Raw genomic sequence first — 22348 nt, 5'->3', positions numbered from 1 at the left:
AAGGGACGCGTTATGTATCAGACCACGTTGAGTCATCGCAACTATCACTTTGGCGACCTGCGGGAGTTGATGGCGAAAGCCTCGCCTGCGCGTTCGGGGGATTATCTGGCGGGTGTCGCAGCAGAAACAGCAGAAGAGCGCATGGCGGCCCGCATGGCACTGGCCGATCTACCGCTAAAAACTTTCTTACAGCAGATGCTGATTCCCTATGAGCAGGATGAGGTGACGCGGCTGATTATTGATCACCATGACAGACCCGCTTTTGCTCCGATCGCGCATCTCACCGTGGGGGATTTTCGTGACTGGCTGCTCAGTGAACACACCGACAGTGCAACACTGGCGCAGGTCAGTGCGGGCATCACCCCAGAAATGGCGGCGGCGGTGAGTAAAATCATGCGCAATCAGGATTTGATTCTGGTGGCAAAGAAGTGCCGTGTCATCACCCAATTTCGTAACACCATTGGTCTTCCCGGCCACTTGAGTGTGCGGCTACAGCCCAACCACCCGACGGACAGTTTACCGGGCATCGCCGCCAGTATGCTTGATGGCTTGCTGTATGGCAGTGGCGATGCGGTGATTGGCATCAATCCGGCCAGTGACAGCCTGCCACTGCTGGAGAAACTGAACTATATGCTGGACGATGTGATCAGCCGCTTTGAGATCCCCACGCAATCCTGTGTGCTCACCCATGTCACCAACACCATTAAGCTGATTGAGCGCGGTGCGCCAGTGGATTTGGTGTTTCAGTCCATTGCGGGCAGTGAGGCGGCGAATGCCGGATTTGGCATCAACCTCGCTTTGTTGGCAGAAGCACAGCAGGCCGCATTGAGTCTCAAGCGCGGCACTGTAGGCGACAATGTGATGTATTTCGAGACCGGACAGGGCAGTTGCCTCTCCGGCAATGCTCATTTTGGTGTTGACCAACAAACCTGCGAAGCCCGCGCTTATGCTATTGCTCGCCACTTTTCGCCGCTGCTCACCAATACCGTGGTGGGGTTTATTGGGCCGGAGTATCTCTACGACGGCAAGCAGATTATTCGCGCCGGATTGGAGGACCATTTTTGCGGCAAATTGCTGGGCGTGCCGCTGGGTTGTGATGTCTGCTACACCAATCACGCGGAGGCGGATCAGGATGATATGGACACCTTGCTGACTCTGCTGGGGACGGCGGGGCTGACATTCATGATGGGAATTCCGGGTGCTGATGACATCATGCTTAATTATCAAAGCACCTCTTTTCATGATGCGCTCTATATCCGCCAACTGCTCGGCTTGAAACATGCGCCTGAGTTTGGTCGGTGGCTGGAGAAAATGCACATTATGGATGGGCAGGGGCAGCTACGGGATGCGGCGATGAGCCATCCATTACTGAAACAGCTCCCCTATATGGAGGTATTCTGATGAGTCGCCGCGAGCTAGACCTGATCCATCACAACCCGTGGGAAGCGCTGCGGCAGTTTACGGCGGCGCGAATTGCGCTGGGGCGCACGGGTGCCAGTCTGCCGACCACTGAATTGCTCAAATTTGGGCTGGCCCATGCGCAGGCCCGTGATGCAGTGCATCAGCCTTTTATCAGCGAAGATCTTGCCCGCCCGTTGGCGGCATTGGGATTGCGGACCATTACCGTCAACAGTGCCGCGCCGGATCGTTCAACCTATCTGCGCCGCCCGGATCTGGGGCGAAAACTCTCGTCGCAAAGTCATGATCAGTTGTCGAGCTGGCCTGAAAAGCAGGCAGATCTGTTGTTGGTCATTGGCGACGGATTGTCATCGAAGGCGGTGCATCGGCAAGCGGTCCCGCTGATTGTGGCGCTGTTGCCCTATGTGCACACCCTCGGTTTGTCGCTGGCGCCGATTGTCTTGGCGCATCAATCGCGGGTGGCATTGGGGGATGATGCGGGTGAATGTCTGCAAGCCAAAGCTGTGGTGATGTTGATTGGTGAAAGGCCGGGACTCTCATCACCGGACAGTCTGGGAATCTACATGACGTGGGGGCCGAACACGCGGCGGCTGGAATCCGAGCGCAACTGTATCTCTAATATCCGCCCCGAGGGATTGGATTATCCGCAGGCGGCCTTTAAGTTAGCATGGCTGTTAGAGCAGGCTTTTCAGCGGCGTCTATCCGGTGTGCAGCTCAAAGATGAGAGTGATAATCCCGCCTTGCAGGGGCGTGTTAGCCCTCTGCTCTGAGGGGTGGCAGCAATCAGGATGATCGACAATAAATTTTACTGAAATCACGGGTAAACCTCTACCTCAACCCCCTAATTTCCGCCTTATCCGTGGCTAATTGGATTTTGTTCAATTAGCCATTCTTATGATTTAGGGGCGATTTATCCTACACATCTCCCTCTTTTACAACTATTCTTATAAACCTCCTATAAAGTTTTTAACCCTAACGGGTATTTCCCCTCATGAGTGGGGTTGGCTTTACATCGTGGCACTACAGGGTAAATAAGGAAGAAAAATGGGACTCAGAAAAAAGAGCATTAAACCTATGCAGATCAATGATATTACCATCATTGATGACACCAAATTGAAGAAAGCGATCACGGCTGCGGCGTTGGGTAACGCCATGGAGTGGTTTGACTTTGGGGTGTATGGTTTCGTCGCCTTCGCACTCGGTCAGGTCTTTTTCCCCGGCGCTGACCCCGGTATCCAGATGATCGCCGCGCTGGCCACTTTTTCGGTGCCTTTCTTGGTCCGCCCCCTTGGTGGCCTATTTTTTGGTGCCTTGGGCGATAAATATGGGCGGCAAAAAGTGCTGTCCGTCACCATCATTATTATGTCGGTCAGCACCTTCTGTATTGGTTTGATTCCCTCCTATGCTTCGATCGGCATCTGGGCACCGATACTGCTGTTATTGGCAAAACTGGCGCAGGGGTTCTCTGTCGGGGGCGAATATACTGGAGCGGCGATTTTTGTTGCGGAGTATTCGCCAGACAGAAAACGCGGTTTCCTCGGCAGTTGGCTCGATTTTGGCTCGATTGCTGGTTTCGTCTTAGGGGCTGGGGTGGTGTTGCTGATCTCCAGCATTGTGGGGGAGGCCCAGTTTCTCGAGTGGGGATGGCGGATACCCTTCTTCATCGCCGCACCCTTAGGGCTGATTGGCATCTATCTGCGCCACGCACTTGAAGAGACGCCGACCTTCCAACAGCATGTGGAGAAGATTGATAGCGACTCGCGCAACAGCATTGCCGAACCACCGAAAGTCTCTTTCCGCGAGATTCTCACCAAGCAATGGAAGAATCTGACCATCTGTGTCGGCATTGTGATGGCAACCAATGTTACGTATTACATGTTATTGACCTACATGCCGAGCTATCTCTCCCATAGCCTGCACTACTCTGAAGATCATGGCGTCTTGATCATTATCGCCATTATGCTTGGGATGCTATTTATCCAGCCGGTGATGGGGTTAATGAGTGATAAATATGGTCGTAAACCTTTTATTATTATCGGCAGCATTGGGCTGTTTATTCTCGCGATCCCCAGCTTTATTTTGATTAATAGCGGCATTATCGGTTTGATATTTTGTGGTTTGCTGATTATCGCGATTCTACTTAACTGCTTTACCGGCGTGATGGCCTCAACATTACCGGCCATGTTCCCAACGCATATTCGTTACAGCGCTTTGGCGATCGCTTTTAATGTCTCAGTGCTGGTGGCTGGCCTGACCCCCACGGCAGCAGCATGGTTGGTTGAAACCACCCAAAATCTCTATATGCCTGCATATTATCTGATGGTGGTGGCGGTTATTGGTCTGGTGACGGGAATATTTATGAAGGAGACGGCGAATATGCCGCTGAAAGGGGCGACGCCAGCCGCATCAGATCGGGCAGAAGCGAAAGAGATATTGCAGGAGCACCATGACAATATCGAACAGAATATTGACGATATTGATCAGCAAATAGCGGAACTGGAGAAGAAGCGCAAAAATCTGATTGCTCAACATCCCGATATTAATTAATCAGCACTGTGCGGAACATCACAGTGTAAATTTGATTTAAATCAATAAAAACCATTTCTATACAATCACTTACCTTTCTATTCAAATCTATCTTTGACCCTCCCCCAAGGGGAGGGCTTAGATTGTTGTGACTTATATTGATGTTATGACTTTTATCGAAAGGACCCTCACAATGAATAAGACCTTCGCTTCCGCAGCCCGACTCGCCATTGTGGCTTTAGCCGCTGTCACCTTCAGTCATTTTGCTTTAGCGCAATCTACCTCTACCACACAAAATGAATTTCTGGCTCAACAGGGGTTAGCGGGGAAAACCCCTGAGCAGATGGTTGAGGCGATTGATCAGTCGAAACAAGCACGGCCTTTGCCCTATTCGGCATCAATAACCGGCACAGAACTCAAATTATCGGATGGGCAACAGCAATTCACTTTCCCGCTGGGTGATAAATTTTATCTCTCATTTGCGCCTTTCGTGAATCAAACTCACCCTTGCTTTAATCACAGTTTATCGGGTTGCCGTGGTGAAATGGCGGAGACAGCATTTGATGTGAAGATTACCGATAATGCGGGAAAAGTGATCCTACAAGATAAGCTCACCAGCTATCAAAATGGCTTTATTGGTGTGTGGCTACCGCGTAATACCGAAGGGACCATTGAAGTGAGCTATCAGGGGCTTAAGGCGGTATCACCTTTTGCCACCCATACTGAGAGTCAAACCTGTATGACCACATTACAGTTGAAAAAGTAGATCTCATCACAATTGATGATCACAAAATTTAATACTGCTCCGAGTGCCATCAAGTTTGGTATGCCACCGGGGCACTCTACCCAGTGATGATTATTTAATAAATATAACTGATGTTATTTCTTCGAGTTATCACCCCCCGCTTAATTCTATTATTTACAACGTATGGATATATAAACCATTCTTTTTTATTTGTGCTAATCTCTACTCTTAATTTTTCAATTAATTTGTCTGATTGAGTTATTTTCTGAATGTTTTGTAGGAATGAAATTGAACGTTTGGTACGAAAATTCCTACTTATTTTGCGAATATTCTTTTTTTATAAAAACGATAATAAAAACTTATAACTATAAAATTACACGTATTTGGTTTTAAAGTTTACGATCTAACTTAAGTTGGAGTTTAATTCTGTTTTTGTTCTTTTATCTAGAGTTAAACGTCTATTAATTGACTTATGACAAAATATTTCCTCACTGGCTGGATATTGTCCTAATATCTAATTAACCGTATAAATAGTTCCGTGTTATTAAAATTTGCGGCGGGTGACTTTTGTCTTCCTATTTCATAAAAATCAGATAATAAAACATGATTTTATTATCTGAGCGGCTTGTCGCTTGCTTATTACGCCCTTGTTGAGTTAAGAGAATCGCTTATTTATTAAATCCTTATATGACAAATTTATTTTTGTTGTAGGGATAAAAGCATGCGGTTTTCCCACTATTTTTTGACAAAAATTATTTGTTAAGGATCTATATGAATGAAATTTTTAAAGTTATTTGGAATGTGTCGTTAAATATATGGGTTGCAGTCGGTGAATTTGCCAAAGGAAAACTAAAATCAAAAACAACCCGCCGGATTTCCCACTCTCAATCTTCCTCTGATCTCTCCAGTTCATTGCTCCCTGTCAGAATCAGCCTTTTAGCGGCCGCTTTGATGGGAGTATTCGGTGTTCAACCCGCTTTTGCGATCAGTGTTGCTGATTGTGCTGCGATGGCGGGGAGCTGTGTGACGGTATCAACCGCAGCAGGTTTAGCCACTGCATTAAGTGGTGCAGGAGCGGGAAGTACCGCAACCACGATTCTATTAACCGCAAACATCGATCTTTCAACCGTTTATGCCGGGGGGATCACCGTCAACCAAGCCACCAATGCTCGGCAGAATCTGGTGATTGATGGGGGCGGATATGACTTAAAGTTTGCGAATTTTGCTTTTAACATGTTGGCGGGAACCACCAACAATGCGGCTTGGAGTCAGCAGAATGCCACATTCTTGCTCACCAACTTTAATGATATTAGCTCAACACTGGCGATCACCAGCGGCATCGTTTCCCGACTAGTGTATGTACAAGACCCCACGACTCGATTAGACGTGACGTTGGATAACATCAACTCAGTGCCCAATGGCAAATTGGTTGCGATGGGATTTGATAGCGCTGCGGCCACACCCAATAGTATTGGTAAAGTGATATTTGGCAATATTACCCAACCTATCACCTTGAATTTCGGGACTTATCGACAAGCGGTATTAGCGAGCAATATTTCCTTTACTGGCACTTTCAACTTAACGGGGATCTACAACCCTAATTATCCGGCGGTATTCTGGAGTAATGATACAGCAGCGAATAGCGTGCTCCATTTTGCCAGTGGTGCCGATGTTAATATTATCGGTACGCGGTTGACGAATGGTCTTGGTATTGTTGGCGTGGATGTGGCCTCGTATAACTTTATGATTGATGATGGTGCCAAATTAAGCCTGACCATCGATGGACAGAATCCGTTGGGGCTTGCTAACTATGGCGTACAGATAGGTTCATATGATACGGCTACCGGCTTATTTGGCGCTGGCGCTGTGATTAACATGAATAATTTGGCGGGCGATGTTATCAGCAATGCCTCCAGTACCACTTCAACTTCCTATATTTACAATGGCCCGGCCTCGAATAACGATGTGGTATATAACTTGGCCGCAGGTTCAAATCTGGTTGTTGCCGCTGGAGCGGCCAATGATGGGATTAATGCCAGCAAAACCACAGGGACGGGGGGAATTTACATCCGTTCAGCGGCAACTATCTCTGATGGCTCGCTAGATACCACCGCAGGTACAGGGATTAATGTCAGTGGCTCAACAGGCGATGTGGTCGTGCGCAATGAGGCGCAGGGGACAATCAGAAAAGCGACCGGGATCAGTGTCGCCAGTTCTGGTGCTGGGACGGTAAATATCACCAATGCGGGCACTATTAACAGCACATCGGCGGGTATCTCGGTCTCCTCGACGCCAGCGAAAACCATCAGTGTTAATAATACTGGCGGCACGATTAATGCCTCTGGCGGAACCGGTATTAACGTTTTGTCTAATGCGGTGTTGGACTTGGTGGGCGGGACGATCGCCACCACGGGTGCTGCAAGCGGATTAACCTTTGCGGGGACCAGTGGCAATCATACATTGGCTGATGTGATTCTGAATCTCAATGGCACTGGGGCGGCTTTCACCAAAAATGTGGGCGTCAATCTGCTGTTAAACCATGTCACTTTCAACACGGTAGCGGGCACGGCCCTCAATAGCTTGGCGGGTCTGACGTTTGCCAACAGTGTCAATGGCAATAACATTATTAATGTGACAGGTGCGGGCATCGGCGTCACTTCTGTTGGTGGGGTCGATCTCAGTAATGCCTATTTGGACATCAATGTGACCAATAGTGCGGGCATCGGGTTGCAAGTGGCTGATGGCACTCCGACCACAACCACCATAGGTACCAACAGCCTGATCAACGCGACAGGTGCGACGGCGATCAGTTTTACTGGTACAACAGCGAAGACATTGACCAACAACGGCACCATTAATGGTGCGGTCACCTTTGCTGGAGCCGCTGCGAATATCATCAATAATAATTCGATATTAAATGGAACATTAACCACGGGTTCTGGTAATGACTCCTTGGTGCTGGGGAGTGGCTCGGAGAGTAATGGCACGATTAATCTAGGGGACGGGAGTAATAACGTCACGATTGAGAATGGTGCTCAAGTTTCAACCATTAATACCGGTGCGGGCGATGATAATTTTACTATCAATGGCATGACGGCGGGCAGTACTTATTTAGGTTCTCTCAATGCTGGCTCAGGGAACAATACCCTTAATTTCAATAATTCTTATGACGCTTTGAGGGCGACGGATTCACTACAGGGTTTTGCCAATATTAATCTGACTAGTAGCCAGATAGGACTCTCCTCCAAAGATAATGTGGGTAGTGGGACGATTAATATTGATAGTTCCAGTGATTTACTGTTTGGCAGCACATTCAATGGCACTCTGAATGCGTCATTAGGCCATGTCGCGGCGGGGGATGGTTTGGCCACTGTTGAGGATGGGGCCAATGTCATCTTGAGTCAGGCAAGTGCTTTTGCCGGTGATTGGCAGATCAATCAAAATGGCACCTTAACGGCAAGTAATAGTGATCAGTTGGGAACGAGCAACCTTGCACTTGATGGCACTCTGAATCTGAATGGCATGACTACATTTAATAATTCTCTGATGGGAACGGGATTATTAAATATTGATACCGCCAATAATGTTTTCAATTTTGGTGTTGATACCGGAACGGCATTCGCCGGTACTGTGGATTTGAAAAACAGTTTCTTTACCCTGTATGGCAATAATGCCGATGTATTACGCAATGCTTCTCTGGTGGCTTCTGCGGGAAGCGGGGTGGGGGTTGTTGATAGCAGCTCAGCCGTCGGTCATTTGATCCTCAACGGAGGCGGTGTCGGCTTTGAAGATGGCAGTTTACTGACTGTTGGCACATTAGCGGTCACCAGCGCCAGCGACATCAGGGTGGATACCGCCATCACCACCGGGGGCAATTTACTCGATCAGGACGACGGCAGTTCAGCCAAGCTCATTGACAGCACGAATACTTTGTCAGATGCCCAGTTGGCGCAACTGACATTACTGAAAATCATGGGGGAAAGCCTCGGTGCTGATACTGAGGTTGATGTGGTGCAAGGGGGCAATACGGTTGCGCAGGCAATCTATGATTTCGCCCTCTCTGGCGCGGGCAGTGGTTTGAGCCTGACCTCAATATTGACCCAGTTAGCCTTGATCTCGGGTCAAAGTTTAACCCTCACCTCCGCTGGCGCGGCGAATAGCGATAACACCTTGCTGGCGCAACTGATGGGTGCAGGCAATCTGATTATCGGCGCGGATAACAGCGCCATGACCCTGAGCAATGCCACCAGCGATTATACTGGCAGCACCTCAGTGAATGGCGGCACTCTGAATCTGGGCAGTGATAATGCGCTGGGGGCGACTTCGGCGTTAAACACCTTGGCAGCGACCGAAACTCATCTCAACGGCCACAGCCAGACTGTGGGCGCACTGACCAATGCTGGTATTGTCAATCTGGGCGGCGGCACGCTGACCCTGACTAATGGCGGTACCTCCACGGCAACTGGCGGGTTAACTGGCGCGGGTAACCTGAATATTAATGGCGGCGATCTGGAAGTCACGGCTGCAAACAGCGGCTTAAGTGGTCAAACGCTGATTGCTTCGGGGGCTTCTGCCACCTTGAGCGGGGCGGGGACACTGGGCAGCAGCGCGATTAATGTGCTGGGTGATTTGAATCTGGCGGGGGCGAACTCGGCATTCAGCAATGTGCTGAGCGGCAGTGGGGATATCAACACTACTGCCGCCGTGACACTGACTGGCACCAACAGCTTTAGCGGCGCGCACAACATTGGTACTGATGGTGCACTGACCATCACGCAGGCCAGTAACCTCGGGGCTTCGACAGCAACCGTGAATCTGGATAGTGCCACCTCACATCTGGTGCTCAATGGACTCAGTGGTGCTATCGCCAATGCCCTGAGTGGCGTGGCGAATTCCACCGTCGATATCAACAATGGCGCGAATGTGTCACTCACGGGCGATAACAGCAGCTTCTCCGGCCAGTATGCGCTGGCAGATAGCAGCAAGCTGACCGTGGCCTCCACCACGAATCTGGGGGCGGCGGCCACGATTGCACTGGCGGGGGCGCAGGATATTTTGGCGCTGAGCGGCTTTAGCGGCACCTTTGCCAATACCGTCACAGGTGATGGCGTGTTGCAGGTCACCGACAGCAGTGATGTCACCCTGACCAACACCAATGGCGTGGGCAGTGATGTCACGGTGGATATCACTAATGCCACCTTGAATCTGGATGCGATTGCACTGTTTGCCAATGCCCTGACGGGCAGCGGCCTACTGAACATTGATGCTGCGACCAACACCTTTAACTTTGCCAGCACTACTGGCACGGCATTCGCCGGTACTGTGGATATGAAAAACAGTATCTTCACGCTGAATAGTATGAACAGCGGTGCACTGAGCAACGCCTCACTTATCGCCTCTGCGGGGACGGCAGTGCTCGTCGATAGCAGTAATCAGACGGTCGGTAATTTCATCCTTAATGGCGGCACGGCGGCATTTGGTACGGGTAGCTTAATCACCACGGGCACATTTGGGGTGACTAGCAACAGCTCGATTCGCGTTGATCCCACCCTCACCACGGGCGGTAACTTACTGGATCAGAACAGTGGTGTTACCGTCCAGCTTATTGACAGCAGTAATACCCTAACAGCCGAGCAGTTGGCACAACTGACATTGCTGGATATCAATGGCGATAGTCTGGGGAGTGGAGCCAGTAAGGACATTGTTCAGGGAGGCAATACCGTTGCGCTGGCACTGTATAACTATGCGCTTTCGGGGGTTGGCGGCGGCTTAAATCTGACCACCATGCTGACTCAGTTAGAGCTGCTGTTAGGTCAAAGCTTAACCCTAACGTCAGATGGTGCACTGAATCCGGATAGCACCCTGCTGGCGCAACTGACAGGGGTAGGCAATCTGATTATCGGCGCGGATAACAGCGAACTCACCTTGAGCAATGCCACCAACGATTACACTGGCAGCACCTCAGTGAATGGCGGCACTCTGAATCTGGGCAGCAATAATGCGCTAGGGGCGACCTCGGCATTAACCACCGCAGCGACGACTCAAACCAATCTCAACGGCCACAGCCAAACCGTGGGCGCACTGACCAATGCCGGAACAGTCACTTTGGGCAGTGGCGGGTCATTAACCAGCACCGGGGCGATGACTAACAGCAATATTCTGAATCTGGCTGGCGGTACACTAACCCTGAATGCGGGCGGCACCTCCACCGCGACTGGCGGGTTAACTGGGTCGGGTAGCCTGAATATCAATGGCGGCGCTCTGGAAATCACGGGCGCAAACAGCGGCTTAAGCGGCCAAACGCTGATTGCTTCGGGGGCTTCTGCCACCTTGAGCGGGGCGGGGACACTGGGCAGCAGCGCGATTAATGTGCTGGGTGATTTGAATCTGGCGGGGGCGAACTCGGCATTCAGCAATGTGCTGAGCGGCAGCGGGGATATCAACACTACTGCCGCCGTGACACTGACCGGCACCAACAGCTTTAGCGGCGCGCACAACATTGGTACTGATGGTGCACTGACCATCACGCAAGCCAGCAATCTCGGGGCCTCGACCGCAACCGTCAATCTGAATGATGCCAGCTCAGCTCTGGTGCTGAGTGGACTCAGTGGTGCTATCGCCAATGCCCTGAGTGGCGTGGCGAATTCCACCGTGGATATCAACAATGGCGCGAATGTGTCACTCACGGGCGATAACAGCGGCTTCTCCGGCCAGTATGCGCTGGCGGATAGCAGCAAGCTGACCGTGGCCTCAACCAATAATCTGGGGGCGGCGGCCACGATTGCACTGGCGGGGGCGCAGGATATTCTGGCGCTGAGCGGCTTTAGTGGCACCTTTGCCAATACCGTCACGGGCAGTGGCGTGTTGCAGGTCACCGACAGCAGTGATGTCACCCTGACCAGCACCAATGGCGTGGGCAGTGATGTCACGGTGGATATTACCAATGCCACTTTGAATCTGGCTGATATCGCGCTGTTTGACCATGCGCTGACGGGTAGCGGCACCCTGAATGTGGCGAAAAATGATGCCAGCACCGCATTTGATTTCGGCTCTTCGGTCGGCGGTGCCTTTAGCGGCATTGTAAATCTGAGCAACTCGACCTTTGCGTTAAGTGCGGATAATAGCGCCGCGCTGGCAAGTGCCACCCTGAAGTTGTCGGCGAATAACGTCACCACCGTCGGCACTGATGACCGCACCCTGCATAATGTGGATCTGAGTGGCGGCACCCTGATCTTTGATGGCGCAGCCCCACAATCAGAGGCCAGCGGTGTGCTGACAGTCGATGATCTGGCGCTCAACAGCGGCACCATCAGTGTGACTGGCACGGACAGTTGGACCAACCAGAACCCGGTGACAGCACCGAATCTGTCGATTCTCGATCAGGATCGCGGCGACATTATGCTGGAGCTCATCAACGCCAGCAGTGTGAGCGGCAATGCCAACGATCTGGATCTGATGATCAACGGCACCTCCGTCACCTCCGGCTCGCAAGGGGTGATCTCCTCCATCTTGCAGGGCGGGACGGCGGTCGCCAACGCAACTCATAACTACGGCCTGACCAGCAGCAACGGCAGCGGCGGCAATGGTTTGTATGTCAACTACAGCCTGAGCGCACTGGAACTGTTAACTGATAGTACCGATGCTCTGTTGCTGGCAACCGACAGCAGCACCACCTCGAATAAAGTGCTGAATGCGCTGGTCTCTGGCGTGGGTGGCTTGCAGGTGGATGCCACTAATGGGGCGCTGACTTTGGCAAACGGCAATAACAGTTACCAAGGCGCGACCACCGTCAATGCCGGAGAGCTGATTCTCGGGGCTGATGGGGCTTTCGGTGCGACCTCATTATTGGATGTCGCCAGCGGTGCTACGGCCAATATCAATGGCCATAGCCAAACCGTGGGCGCACTGACCAATGCCGGGACAGTCACTTTGGGCAGTGGTGGGGCATTAACCAGCACCGGGGCGATGACCAACAGTAATATCCTGAATCTGGCTGGCGGTACACTGACCTTGAATGCAGGCGGCACCTCCACCGCAACTGGCGGGTTAACTGGCGCGGGTAACCTGAATATCAATGGCGGCGATCTGGCAATCACGGGCGCAAACAGCGGCTTAAGCGGCCAAACGCTGATTGCTTCGGGGGCCTCTGCCACCTTGAGCGGGGCGGGGACACTGGGCAGCAGCGCGATTAATGTGCTGGGTGATTTGAATCTGGCGGGGGCGAACTCAGCATTCAGTAATGTGCTGAGCGGCAGCGGGGATATCAACACTTCTGCCGCCGTGACCCTGACGGGCACCAACAGCTTTAGCGGCGCTCACCATATTGGTGCGGCGGGTGCACTGACGGTGACGCAGGCCAGCAATCTCGGGGCTTCGACAGCAACCGTGAATCTGGATACTGCCACTTCACATCTGGTGCTCAATGGACTCAGTGGCACCATCGCCAATGTGCTGAGTGGCGTGGCGAATTCCACCGTGGATATCAACAATGGCGCGAATGTGTCACTCACGGGCGATAACAGCGGCTTCTCCGGCCAGTATGCGCTGGCGGATAGCAGCAAGCTGACCGTGGCCTCAACCAATAATCTGGGGGCGGCGGCCACGATTGCACTGGCGGGGGCGCAGGATATTCTGGCGCTGAGCGGCTTTAACGGCACCTTTGCCAATACCGTCACGGGCAGTGGCGTGTTGCAGGTCACCGACAGCAGCAACGCGACTTTGACCAGCACCAATGGCGTGGGCAGTGATGTCACGGTAGATATCACCAATGCCACTTTGAATCTGGATGATATCGCGCTGTTTGACCATGCGCTGACGGGCAGCGGCACCCTGAATGTGGCGAAAAATGATGCCAGTACCGCATTTGATTTCGGCTCTTCCGTCGGCGGTGCCTTTAGCGGCACCGTGAATCTGCAAAATAGCACCTTCAATATTGGTGGCTTGAATACATCGGCCTTGACGAATTCGACGCTGAAATTATCCAGCGGCAGTCTCGCGTCGGTGGCTGACGGCGTACAGAATATCGGGGGGCTGGCGCTTAATGGCGGTACGCTGCTGTTGAATAATCTGGTGGATAACTCCGGCGTCATCAGCTCGTTGGGGACTCTCGCGGCGAATAGCATCGATACCACCGGGGGCGGCAATGTTCGGGTGAATTTACCGGCGAATGTCACGCCAGATCTGGGCGGTTTGTCGGTAATGCAACTGGATGAAGGGGAGATTATCGTGACCTTGGCGACGGGTGCCGCCACTGGCACCGGGCATGAGCTGACCTTATCCGATGAGTTAGGCGACCCATTGAGCGCGACTGTTTATCAGTCTATCTCTAACCCCGGCGCACTCTCACCTGCCGCACTTGGCTCGTTTAATTATGGCCTGACGACGGGGACCGCTTTTGATGGGTTATACGTCAATTATGGGCTGAATGCGGTGGAGCTACAGGCTACCGGTAATGACGCGCTGATATTGACCGCTACCTTGGCGAACAATGGCTTGCAGTCGAATGACCTCTCTGCTCAGGTGACGGGCAGCGGCGACTTGGCGTTTGTCTCCGCCAATGACGGCAGCATCGCCTCATTATCGAACTCAACCAACAGCTATACTGGCGCGACCTGGGTACGTTCAGGCAATGTCCGTCTGGAGGCGGATTCGGCACTGGGGCAAACCTCCCAGTTGGCGATGAGCACTGCGACCCGTGTTGATCTCAACGGGACTCAGCAGACGGTGGGCCAGTTATTGACCGAAATCGGCAGCACACTGGACTTCAATAGTGGCAAGCTCACCGTCACCAATGGCGGGCAGGTTGATGGCGCATTGACGGGCAGTGGTGAGCTGGATCTGACGAGCGGCCTACTGAGTATCACTGAAAGTAATAGTGGGTTTACGGGCAGCACGGATATTGCCAGTGGCGCGACGGCCCATCTGTATCAGGTCCAAGGGCTAGGTTCGGGGGCGATTAACAATAACGGCTTGCTGAATCTGGACAGTAGCAGTGGGGCGTTGCTGAACGCGCTGGCGGGTAGCGGCAATGTTCAGCTCACCAACAGTGCCAATGTCCAACTGGCGGCGGACAATAGCGGTTATTCGGGCCTCTTCACCACGGATGCTGGGACGGTGTTGACCGCCAATAGTGCCGCCAATCTGGGGAGCAGCAGTGTCGCCAACAGCGGCGAGTTGATCTTGGATACGGCGTCACTCTGGGATTTCACCAACAGTATCAGCGGTAGCGGTACTTTGGTTAAACGCGGCAGCGGCACGGTGAAGATTGACAGTGGTACTGTCAGTGCCAGCTTGACGACGATTGAAAATGGGTTACTGCAACTGGGCAGTTCACCCGCAATATCCACCCTGACGGTGAATGAGTCACCTTTGGCCCGTTCACTGGTGGCGACACTGGCGTCGAATGCCGTCAATCTGGTGAGTGATGTGCTGATTACCAGCACGGGGTCACTCGGCGGGTACGGCCAAGTGACCGGGAATGTGGAGAACCGTGGCAACCTGATTATGCCAAATGCATTAACGGGCGGCGCGTTCGGAACCTTCACTATTGACGGTAATTATACTGGCGACAATGGCACTGTGGTCTTCAACACTGTTTTGGCGGGCGACTCCTCCATCACGGATCGGCTGCTGATTACCGGCAATACCGCTGGGCAGAGTTTCGTCACGGTGAACAATATTGGCGGTAATGGGGCGCGGACTGCTGAGGGCATCAAAATCATTGATGTCGGTGGTGACTCTGCGGGGCAGTTTACCCTGAATGGCCGTGCGGTGGCGGGCGCGTATGAGTACTTCCTGTATCAAGGCGGTGTCAGCTCACCTGCGGATGGCGACTGGTATCTGCGGACGCAAGCGGATGAGCGTCGCCCTGAACCGGCCAGCTACACCGCGAATTTGGCAGCAGCGAACACCCTGTTTGTCAGCAGTCTGGCGGATCGCTCCGGTGAAACACTCTATACCGATGTCTTTACCGGTGAAGTGAAAAGCACCAGTTTGTGGTTACGTAATCAGGGCAGCCATAATCGCTCCCGTGATGACAGCGGTGAGCTGAAAACGCAGGATAACCGTTATGTGATGCAGTTGGGCGGTGATGTGGCGCAATGGAGCCGCAATAATCAGGATCTGTGGCGCGTCGGGGTGATGGCCGGTTATGGCAACAGCAGCAGCTCTACGGTGGCACAAGGGACGGGATATCGCTCCACTGGCTCAGTAGATGGCTACAGTGTTGGCATGTATGGCACATGGTTTGAGCAAGGGCAGGAACAGACGGGGGCTTATGTTGACTCTTGGTTGCAATATAGCTGGTTTAATAATCAGGTCAGTGGCGAAGGCTTAGAAACCGAGAAGTATGACTCGAAAGGATTCACCGCGTCAGTTGAGGGCGGCTATGCCTTCAAAGTGGGCCAGAGCGCTAACCAAAATTACTTTATTCAGCCTAAAGCCCAAGTGGTGTGGATGGGGGTGAAAGCCGATTCTCATACTGAAACCAATGGGACGGTAGTGACTGGCGAGGGTAATAACAATATCCAAATGCGTCTGGGGGTGAAGGCCTTTATCAGCCCAATCCCGACCGCCGAAAAAGCCAAGGTGCCGGCATTTAAGCCGTATGTTGAAGCCAATTGGATTCATAACACCAAAGATTTCGGCACCACACTGGATGGCATGACGGTGAAACAAGCCGGGGCCGCCAATGTGGCTGAACTGAAGGTGGGGGTCGAAGGTCAGGTCAATACGAAGTTGAGTCTGTGGGGTAATGTGGGCCAGCAAGTGGGCAATAATGGCTACAGCGACAGCAGCATCACGTTAGGGGTGAAATATAATTTCTAACTGAAATGAGTGGTGATGAATCATCAGCGGCACCTATCTCTAGGTCTGTGCCGCTGATTGATAGCAAACCCCAATGACTCGATCTGAAACGGTGAGGACAGTCAGAAGAGTAAAGCGTCCGCGCCAGGGATGGCGCGGCTCGAGCCTCCAGGGACGGATTGACGGCGTCTTTACGATCTGACTGTTCTCTCCGCCGCTGGCACGTAATCAATAATCTCCGGCACATATTATTAGGTATGTGCCGTTTTTTATGGGCTGAATTCGCTTAATCCAGAGACTCTTCCTGCACTTCCAGCACATGGTAGGCGGTCGAGCAGAACAGCGAGTTTAAGCGCTTCATATCCCCTAACAGCCCCATATGCAGACTGCTGGTTTCAATGCTCTGGACATTATGTTGATGCAGGCGCTCGACGTGGGAGTGAGAGTAGCGGCGGTTGATCAAACGGAAACGGTGTTTGGCACGACGCAGGCGCTTGGCGTTATTGATATCGCGCGATAAAAACACCGACATGCCCAAATCCAGATTCGCCACCAGCCGAGTATGCAGGGTCATTAGCTCCTCAAAACCTTCGGCCGAGAAGGGCTTCTGGGCATTGAGCGATTTGGCGGCGACATCGGCGGTCATGCGGCCAATAATATCGCCCGCTTGTTGGAGATTGACGGTGGTGTCGATGATCTCCGCCCAGCGGCGTGAATCAATCTCACCCAACTCATCTTGCTGAATTTGCGCCAAATACAATTTTATCGCGCTGTACAGCATGTCCACTTCATCTTCCAGTAAACCCACTTCATGTTTTTGCTGCTTGTTGCCTTCGAGCACCTCTTTAAAGCGGAAGAGCATCTGCTCCAGCACATCGCCCATGCGCAGGGTTTCCCGCACGGCGTTAGCCAAGGCCAATGATGGCGTGTCGATAGCGGTAATATCCAGATAGCGCGGGGCCGAGGGCTGGGCGCTATTGGGATCATCGCTGACTAACCGGCTACAGATGCGCGCCATCACTTCCACCAATGGCAGCATCAGTAAACAGCGAATCAAGTTATAGAATACGTGGAAGTAGATGACCACTTCGGCGGCAGGGAGGTCACGGCTGAGCAACCATTGCGCTAAGGTATTGACCCATGGCAGGACCAAAATACAGCCGATCAGTTTAAATAATAAGCTCCCCAGCACCACTTGTCGGGAGATGGCGTTCTGCCCGCGACTGCTGATCAGGGCCAGTAAACCGCTCCCCAGATTCGAGCCAATCACAATGCACAGGGCGATATTCAGTGGCACCAAGCCCGTGGCGGCCAAGGTGGCGGTTAACAGCACGGCGGCCAGACTGGAGTAACTGACCATGGCGAACAGTGCGCCAATCAATAGCGCCAAAATGGTGTCGCCAGTCAGGGAGGAGAAGATGGCCTGCACGGCGGTGGCTTGGGTGATCGGCCCAGCAGAGGTAACAATCAGTTGCAGCGCCAGAATAATCAGCCCAAGGCCAATTCCCACGCGCCCCATCTGACCAATGCGGGTTTTGCGCTGCCCGAGGAAGATAATCACCCCGCTCAAAATCAGTAAGGGCGATAGCCAAGAGAGATCAAAGGTCAGCACCCGCGCCATCAGTGCAGTCCCGACATCGGCACCCAGCATAATCACTAGTGCGGGCGACAGTGAAATTAGCCCCTGCGAGACAAACGAGATCACCAGCAGCGCGGTAGCATTGCTGCTCTGCACCAGTGCGGTCACGCCAATCCCGGCAATAAACGCGGTCGGTTTTTTCTGGATACTGGCACTGAGAATTCGGCGCAAATCCGCGCCATAAACCCGCATGATACCCGTGCGGACGATGTGTGTTCCCCAAACCAGTAGGGCGACAGAAGAGAGCAGGTGAAGCAGTGTCAGCATAGTTAATCTCAGTGAGGGTAAGGCCGTAGTCTTACACTGATTTAAGTCAGATCCTATTTAAGTTGGGGCCGCCCGACAGTCGAAAAGCCCCACGATGGATAGATATGATAGCTGATATCGGGCTAACCGGTGTTCAACCAGACTAACGATAGTGACTTAGGCGGTGATATAAGGTATCCAAGAGCTTTTTATTATCAACCGTTTGCAGCAGGGTGACCGGTTTGCCCTGTGGCGCAGGGATACCGACATCCAAACGCAAAGTCTCGGGGCTGAAGCGCAAAGTCATACCACGGGTCAGCGCCCCTTCGAGCGCCACATCAAGGTAGTCACGGCTGGTGGTTACGATGCTTTTATCCAGCAACCAAGCGACCACCAAAGCATCATGCACCCAACACCCCGGCAGTTGGCGCGTTTGCATGGAGTAGCTGATCCAAGGGCGGATCGTCTCCACCAGATAGCGGCTGAGCGGCGAATCAATTTGCGCGATTTTATCCAAATCCTGATGCAGCAGTTGGGTCTGGGTGGTGACATCCAACGGCGCGAGCGTGATATTGGCCCCACTGGTTAGCACCACATGGGCCGCTTCAGGATCGAGGCCAAAATTGGTGTCTTTCAGGTAGCCATCGACATTAAAAACGCCGCCCATGATAGCAATTTCCGCCACCGATGAGGCCAATTGCGGATAGAGCTGCATGGCGTGGGCGATGTTGGTCAGCGGGCCGATCGCCACCAAGGTTATCTCGCCGGGATTATTGCAGATCAATTCACCCATCGCATGGGCCGCCAATGGGGCATTCAATGCCACCAGCGGCGGGCGCGCTGTTTGTTGCCAAAGTGCCGTTAAGCCATTTTTAGCTGCGCCATTATCCAGTTTGTCGCGCCAAGGAGCTGCCGGTTCAACCAGCGCCTGTGAGGCTCCTCGAATAATGGGGATATTCAAGCCCAGACGGTTGACTAAATCATGGGCAACAGAGAACCCCACCTCGCTTGGGGTATTACCCGCCACGATGGTGATCAATTCTAAGGTAATTTCCGGAGCCGCGATGGCAAGTGCCAGAGCTAAACCATCATCGACATTGGCGCCGGGCACGCCATTTCCTGGGTCACAATCAATAATTAAACGCATATTATTTTTATCTTTTTTATGTTGGAAACGAATCTTTTTGACGTCTGGTGCAGCCGCAGGACTCTCCGAGTTGCAGCGAAAAATTGAATTCGCGAATCGCGGGCGCGCCGGTCCAGTTTTTCAGCATCTCGATGGCGGTTTTTGCCATCTCATCCACGGGCTGGCGTACGGTGGTCAATGACGGCACATTAAATTCCGATTCGATGGTGCCATTAAAGCAGATCAGCGCCAGATCCTTGGGGGCCGTCAGATGCTGTTCGGCCATCGCCCGTAGGCAGCCAAAGGCTTGTAATTCATTGGTGGCAAACAGCGCTTGCGGCAACGGCCCTTTTAGCATCTGCTGTGCCGCCTGATAACCCCCTGGGCGGGTATAAGAAGTCGAGAAAATCCACTCATCGCGCACGACTAATCCTGCTTGTAGCAGGGCATCGCGCCAACCACTCACCCTATCTTGAGTATTGAGCATATCCAGCGGACCGCAAATAATGGCGATGTCACGATGACCATGCTCAATCAGATGCTGGGTCGCCTGAAATGCTGCCGCCCGCTCATCCACGCGAATAGCACAGACTTGCTGCGCCGGATCAACTCTGTCGAGCATCACAAAGGGCGTACCCGTAGACTGAATTAGCTCGATATAAGGGTGGCGATCAACACTGGTGTAGAGCAGGCCATCCACCTGACGATGCAGCAGATTGTTAATCAGTTCTAGCTCGCGCTGACGAGAGTCACCAGCGTCACCCAGTAACAACACTTGCCCGTTGGTAAAGGCTTCGCGTTGTAGGGCATGGGCCATTGAGGAGATAAATGGGTTTGAGATGTTGGGCACCACCAGACCATAGGTTTTCGTGGTGCCGGAGGCTAATGCTCTGGCGATCCCATTAGGCCGATAGCCGGTTTTTTCGATGGCAGCCAGCACCCGCTGTTTGGTGGCTTCTGCAACCGGACGTGGCCCATTGTTGATGACATAGCTCACGACTGCCACCGAGGTGCCAGCTTCGCGGGCCACATCAGAACGTGTAATACGGTTGACCAAAGTTACCTACTTAATCTGAAAATAGCGGCCAAACATCCCTGAAGGGGTTATCCACGGGGAAATCCCCAGTAAAAGTGGCAATATAGGCACTTTACTGGGAATAACAGGCACTTTCTTCATTTTCTTCACAGAATATTGCGAATACCGTTTTCGGGATTAAATCGCATCTTCTGGCAAATTAAGGTCACGTCCGCGTGTCTCAGGGGCAAAGAAGGTGGTGACGAAGCCAATCCCTGCCATGAAGGCGAAGTAGAGGGCGATTGGCCACCAGTGCCCGGTGAAGGTCAACATGGCTGCCGCCATCAGTGGCGCTGTGCCGCCGGACAGAATTGAGCCGACCTCTTTGGCCACGGCCATTTTGGTGTAGCGATTCGTCACGCCAAACAACTCAACACCCCATGCTGCTTGTACGCCGAAGATCCCCAGTGATGCCAAACCCATACCTACAATGATAGTCCCCATCACGATAATCGGCTCGCGGGTGTCTAGCAGCATAAATGCCGGGAAGGCGTAGATAATCAACAGCAGGCAGAACCAACGATAGGTGATGCGGCGACCAAAACGATCCGACAGATAACCCGCCAGTGGAATGATCAGGAAGCCGAGACAGGAGGCGATAAACACGGCCGTGGTCGGCACTGACTTATCCACCATCAAAATTTTGGCGACATAGCCAATCATAAAGCCCTGAGCCAGATAGGAGGGGCCGTTCTCGCCGATACGCAAGCCCACCATGATCCAGAATGATTTGCTGCGCTGCCAGAAGCTGCGGTTATCCACTTCAGCGACATGCTCACGACCCAGCTCCAGCGCTTGTTGGCGCTGCTGTTCCAGCACCAATTTTTGGCGCTCAAAGACAGGGGTTTCACGCATATGACGGCGAATAAACAGCGCGGCACCGGCGATTAAGATGCTGGAGAGGAACGGAATACGCCAGCCCCAATCAAGCAGGCTCTGTTTGTCCATCTGCAACACCAACAACCAAACCAGTGCTGCCAGCAGTGTGCCGCTGTTCGAGCCTAAGGCAATAATGGAGGAGACCAAACCGCGCCTTTTGGCCGGGGCATACTCCCCCAACATCACCGCACCGCCAGAGAGTTCAGCACCCGCCCCCAGCCCTTGCATAAAGCGCAAAAAGGCTAGCGTGGCAGGTGCCCATAAACCAATTGAGGCATAACTTGGGATTAAACCAATCAGGGTGGTGGAGGCCCCCATCAAGGTAATGGTGGTAATCATCACCACCTTCCGGCCCTTGCGGTCACCTAATCTGCCGAACAACAGTGCGCCAATGGGGCGAGCAATGAAGCCGACAGAGTAGGTCGCAAAGCTGGATAACAAGGCAATCGCCGGTGTTGCTTCAGGGAAGAAGACGTCACCAAATATTATGCCAGCAGCTAAACCATAGAGTGCGAAGTCTGCATACTCCATGGCGGTGCCGAGCCAGCATGAAAAGGTTGCGCGCCAAAAATCTTTGCGACCTTCGGGCGTAGCCAGACGCTCTTCCGCAGCCATGCTCTCTGATGGAGCATTGTCTGCCGTCGAGCTATTGAGTGAAGTCATTAAAAAGGTTCCCCTGGTGTTGAAGCATCATGTTCACGTATTAATGTCTGTTGGGTTATTCATCCTGCACTCGGCCACTGAGATAAGCTGACTATACCCGTCATACTTCAAGTTGCATGTGCGTTGGCTGCCTTCGTTCACCCCAGTCACTGACTCAGGTAAGCTCTTTGGGATTAATGAGTCTCTTTGAGACTCACCCTGCGGGCTAGCATAAATGCTGTTCAA

The 22348-nt window shown here is 52.6% G+C and carries 9 protein-coding genes; 5 read left to right on the top strand and 4 right to left on the bottom strand.

The window, feature by feature from the left end; all coding sequences use genetic code 11:
• Window positions 1–12 precede the first annotated feature (12 nt).
• The 5 genes from HRD69_RS01535 to HRD69_RS01515 all read left to right on the top strand — a co-directional run bounded on the left by HRD69_RS01535 (window position 13) and on the right by HRD69_RS01515 (window position 16516).
• Window positions 13–1401, top strand: coding sequence for an ethanolamine ammonia-lyase subunit EutB (locus HRD69_RS01535; protein ID WP_004877478.1), 1389 nt, complete (start codon window positions 13–15; stop codon window positions 1399–1401).
• Complete coding sequence (gene eutC / locus HRD69_RS01530; RefSeq protein ID WP_032815456.1) at window positions 1401–2189, top strand: ethanolamine ammonia-lyase subunit EutC; 789 nt, start codon at window positions 1401–1403, stop codon at window positions 2187–2189. Before HRD69_RS01535 ends, eutC begins: the two co-directional genes overlap by 1 nt.
• Window positions 2190–2463: 274 nt before the next feature.
• Window positions 2464–3966, top strand: a complete 1503-nt coding sequence (gene proP / locus HRD69_RS01525; protein ID WP_032815458.1) for a glycine betaine/L-proline transporter ProP — start codon at window positions 2464–2466, stop codon at window positions 3964–3966.
• A 172-nt stretch (window positions 3967–4138) separates the two neighbouring features.
• Window positions 4139–4711: a copper-binding periplasmic metallochaperone CueP gene (gene cueP / locus HRD69_RS01520; RefSeq protein ID WP_004877483.1), complete on the top strand. Its 573-nt coding sequence runs from the start codon at window positions 4139–4141 to the stop codon at window positions 4709–4711.
• A 750-nt stretch (window positions 4712–5461) separates the two neighbouring features.
• Complete coding sequence (locus HRD69_RS01515) at window positions 5462–16516, top strand: autotransporter outer membrane beta-barrel domain-containing protein (RefSeq protein WP_172984590.1); 11055 nt, start codon at window positions 5462–5464, stop codon at window positions 16514–16516.
• Window positions 16517–16781: 265 nt separating this feature from the next.
• Here the strand turns inward: HRD69_RS01515 and HRD69_RS01510 are convergent, their stop codons facing one another.
• The 4 genes from HRD69_RS01510 to HRD69_RS01495 form a co-directional block, all read right to left on the bottom strand.
• On the bottom strand, window positions 16782–18401 hold the full coding sequence (locus HRD69_RS01510) for a Na/Pi cotransporter family protein (protein WP_004876011.1): 1620 nt from the start codon (window positions 18399–18401) through the stop codon (window positions 16782–16784).
• A 142-nt stretch (window positions 18402–18543) separates the two neighbouring features.
• Window positions 18544–19527, bottom strand: a complete 984-nt coding sequence (locus HRD69_RS01505) for a nucleoside hydrolase (protein ID WP_004876012.1) — start codon at window positions 19525–19527, stop codon at window positions 18544–18546.
• Between the two features lie 16 nt (window positions 19528–19543).
• Window positions 19544–20512 carry a LacI family DNA-binding transcriptional regulator gene (locus HRD69_RS01500; RefSeq protein ID WP_032815015.1) on the bottom strand — a complete coding sequence of 323 codons (969 nt, stop codon included), beginning with the start codon at window positions 20510–20512 and terminating at the stop codon, window positions 19544–19546.
• A gap of 207 nt (window positions 20513–20719) precedes the next feature.
• Window positions 20720–22123, bottom strand: a complete 1404-nt coding sequence (locus tag HRD69_RS01495; RefSeq protein WP_004876015.1) for an MFS transporter — start codon at window positions 22121–22123, stop codon at window positions 20720–20722.
• Window positions 22124–22348: the final 225 nt, after the last annotated feature.

Origin of the sequence: Yersinia mollaretii ATCC 43969 (assembly GCF_013282725.1) — a bacterium.
Classification (GTDB): domain Bacteria; phylum Pseudomonadota; class Gammaproteobacteria; order Enterobacterales; family Enterobacteriaceae; genus Yersinia; species Yersinia mollaretii.
Note: the sequence above shows the minus strand (reverse complement) of the source record. Positions and strands in the feature narration are given on the sequence as shown.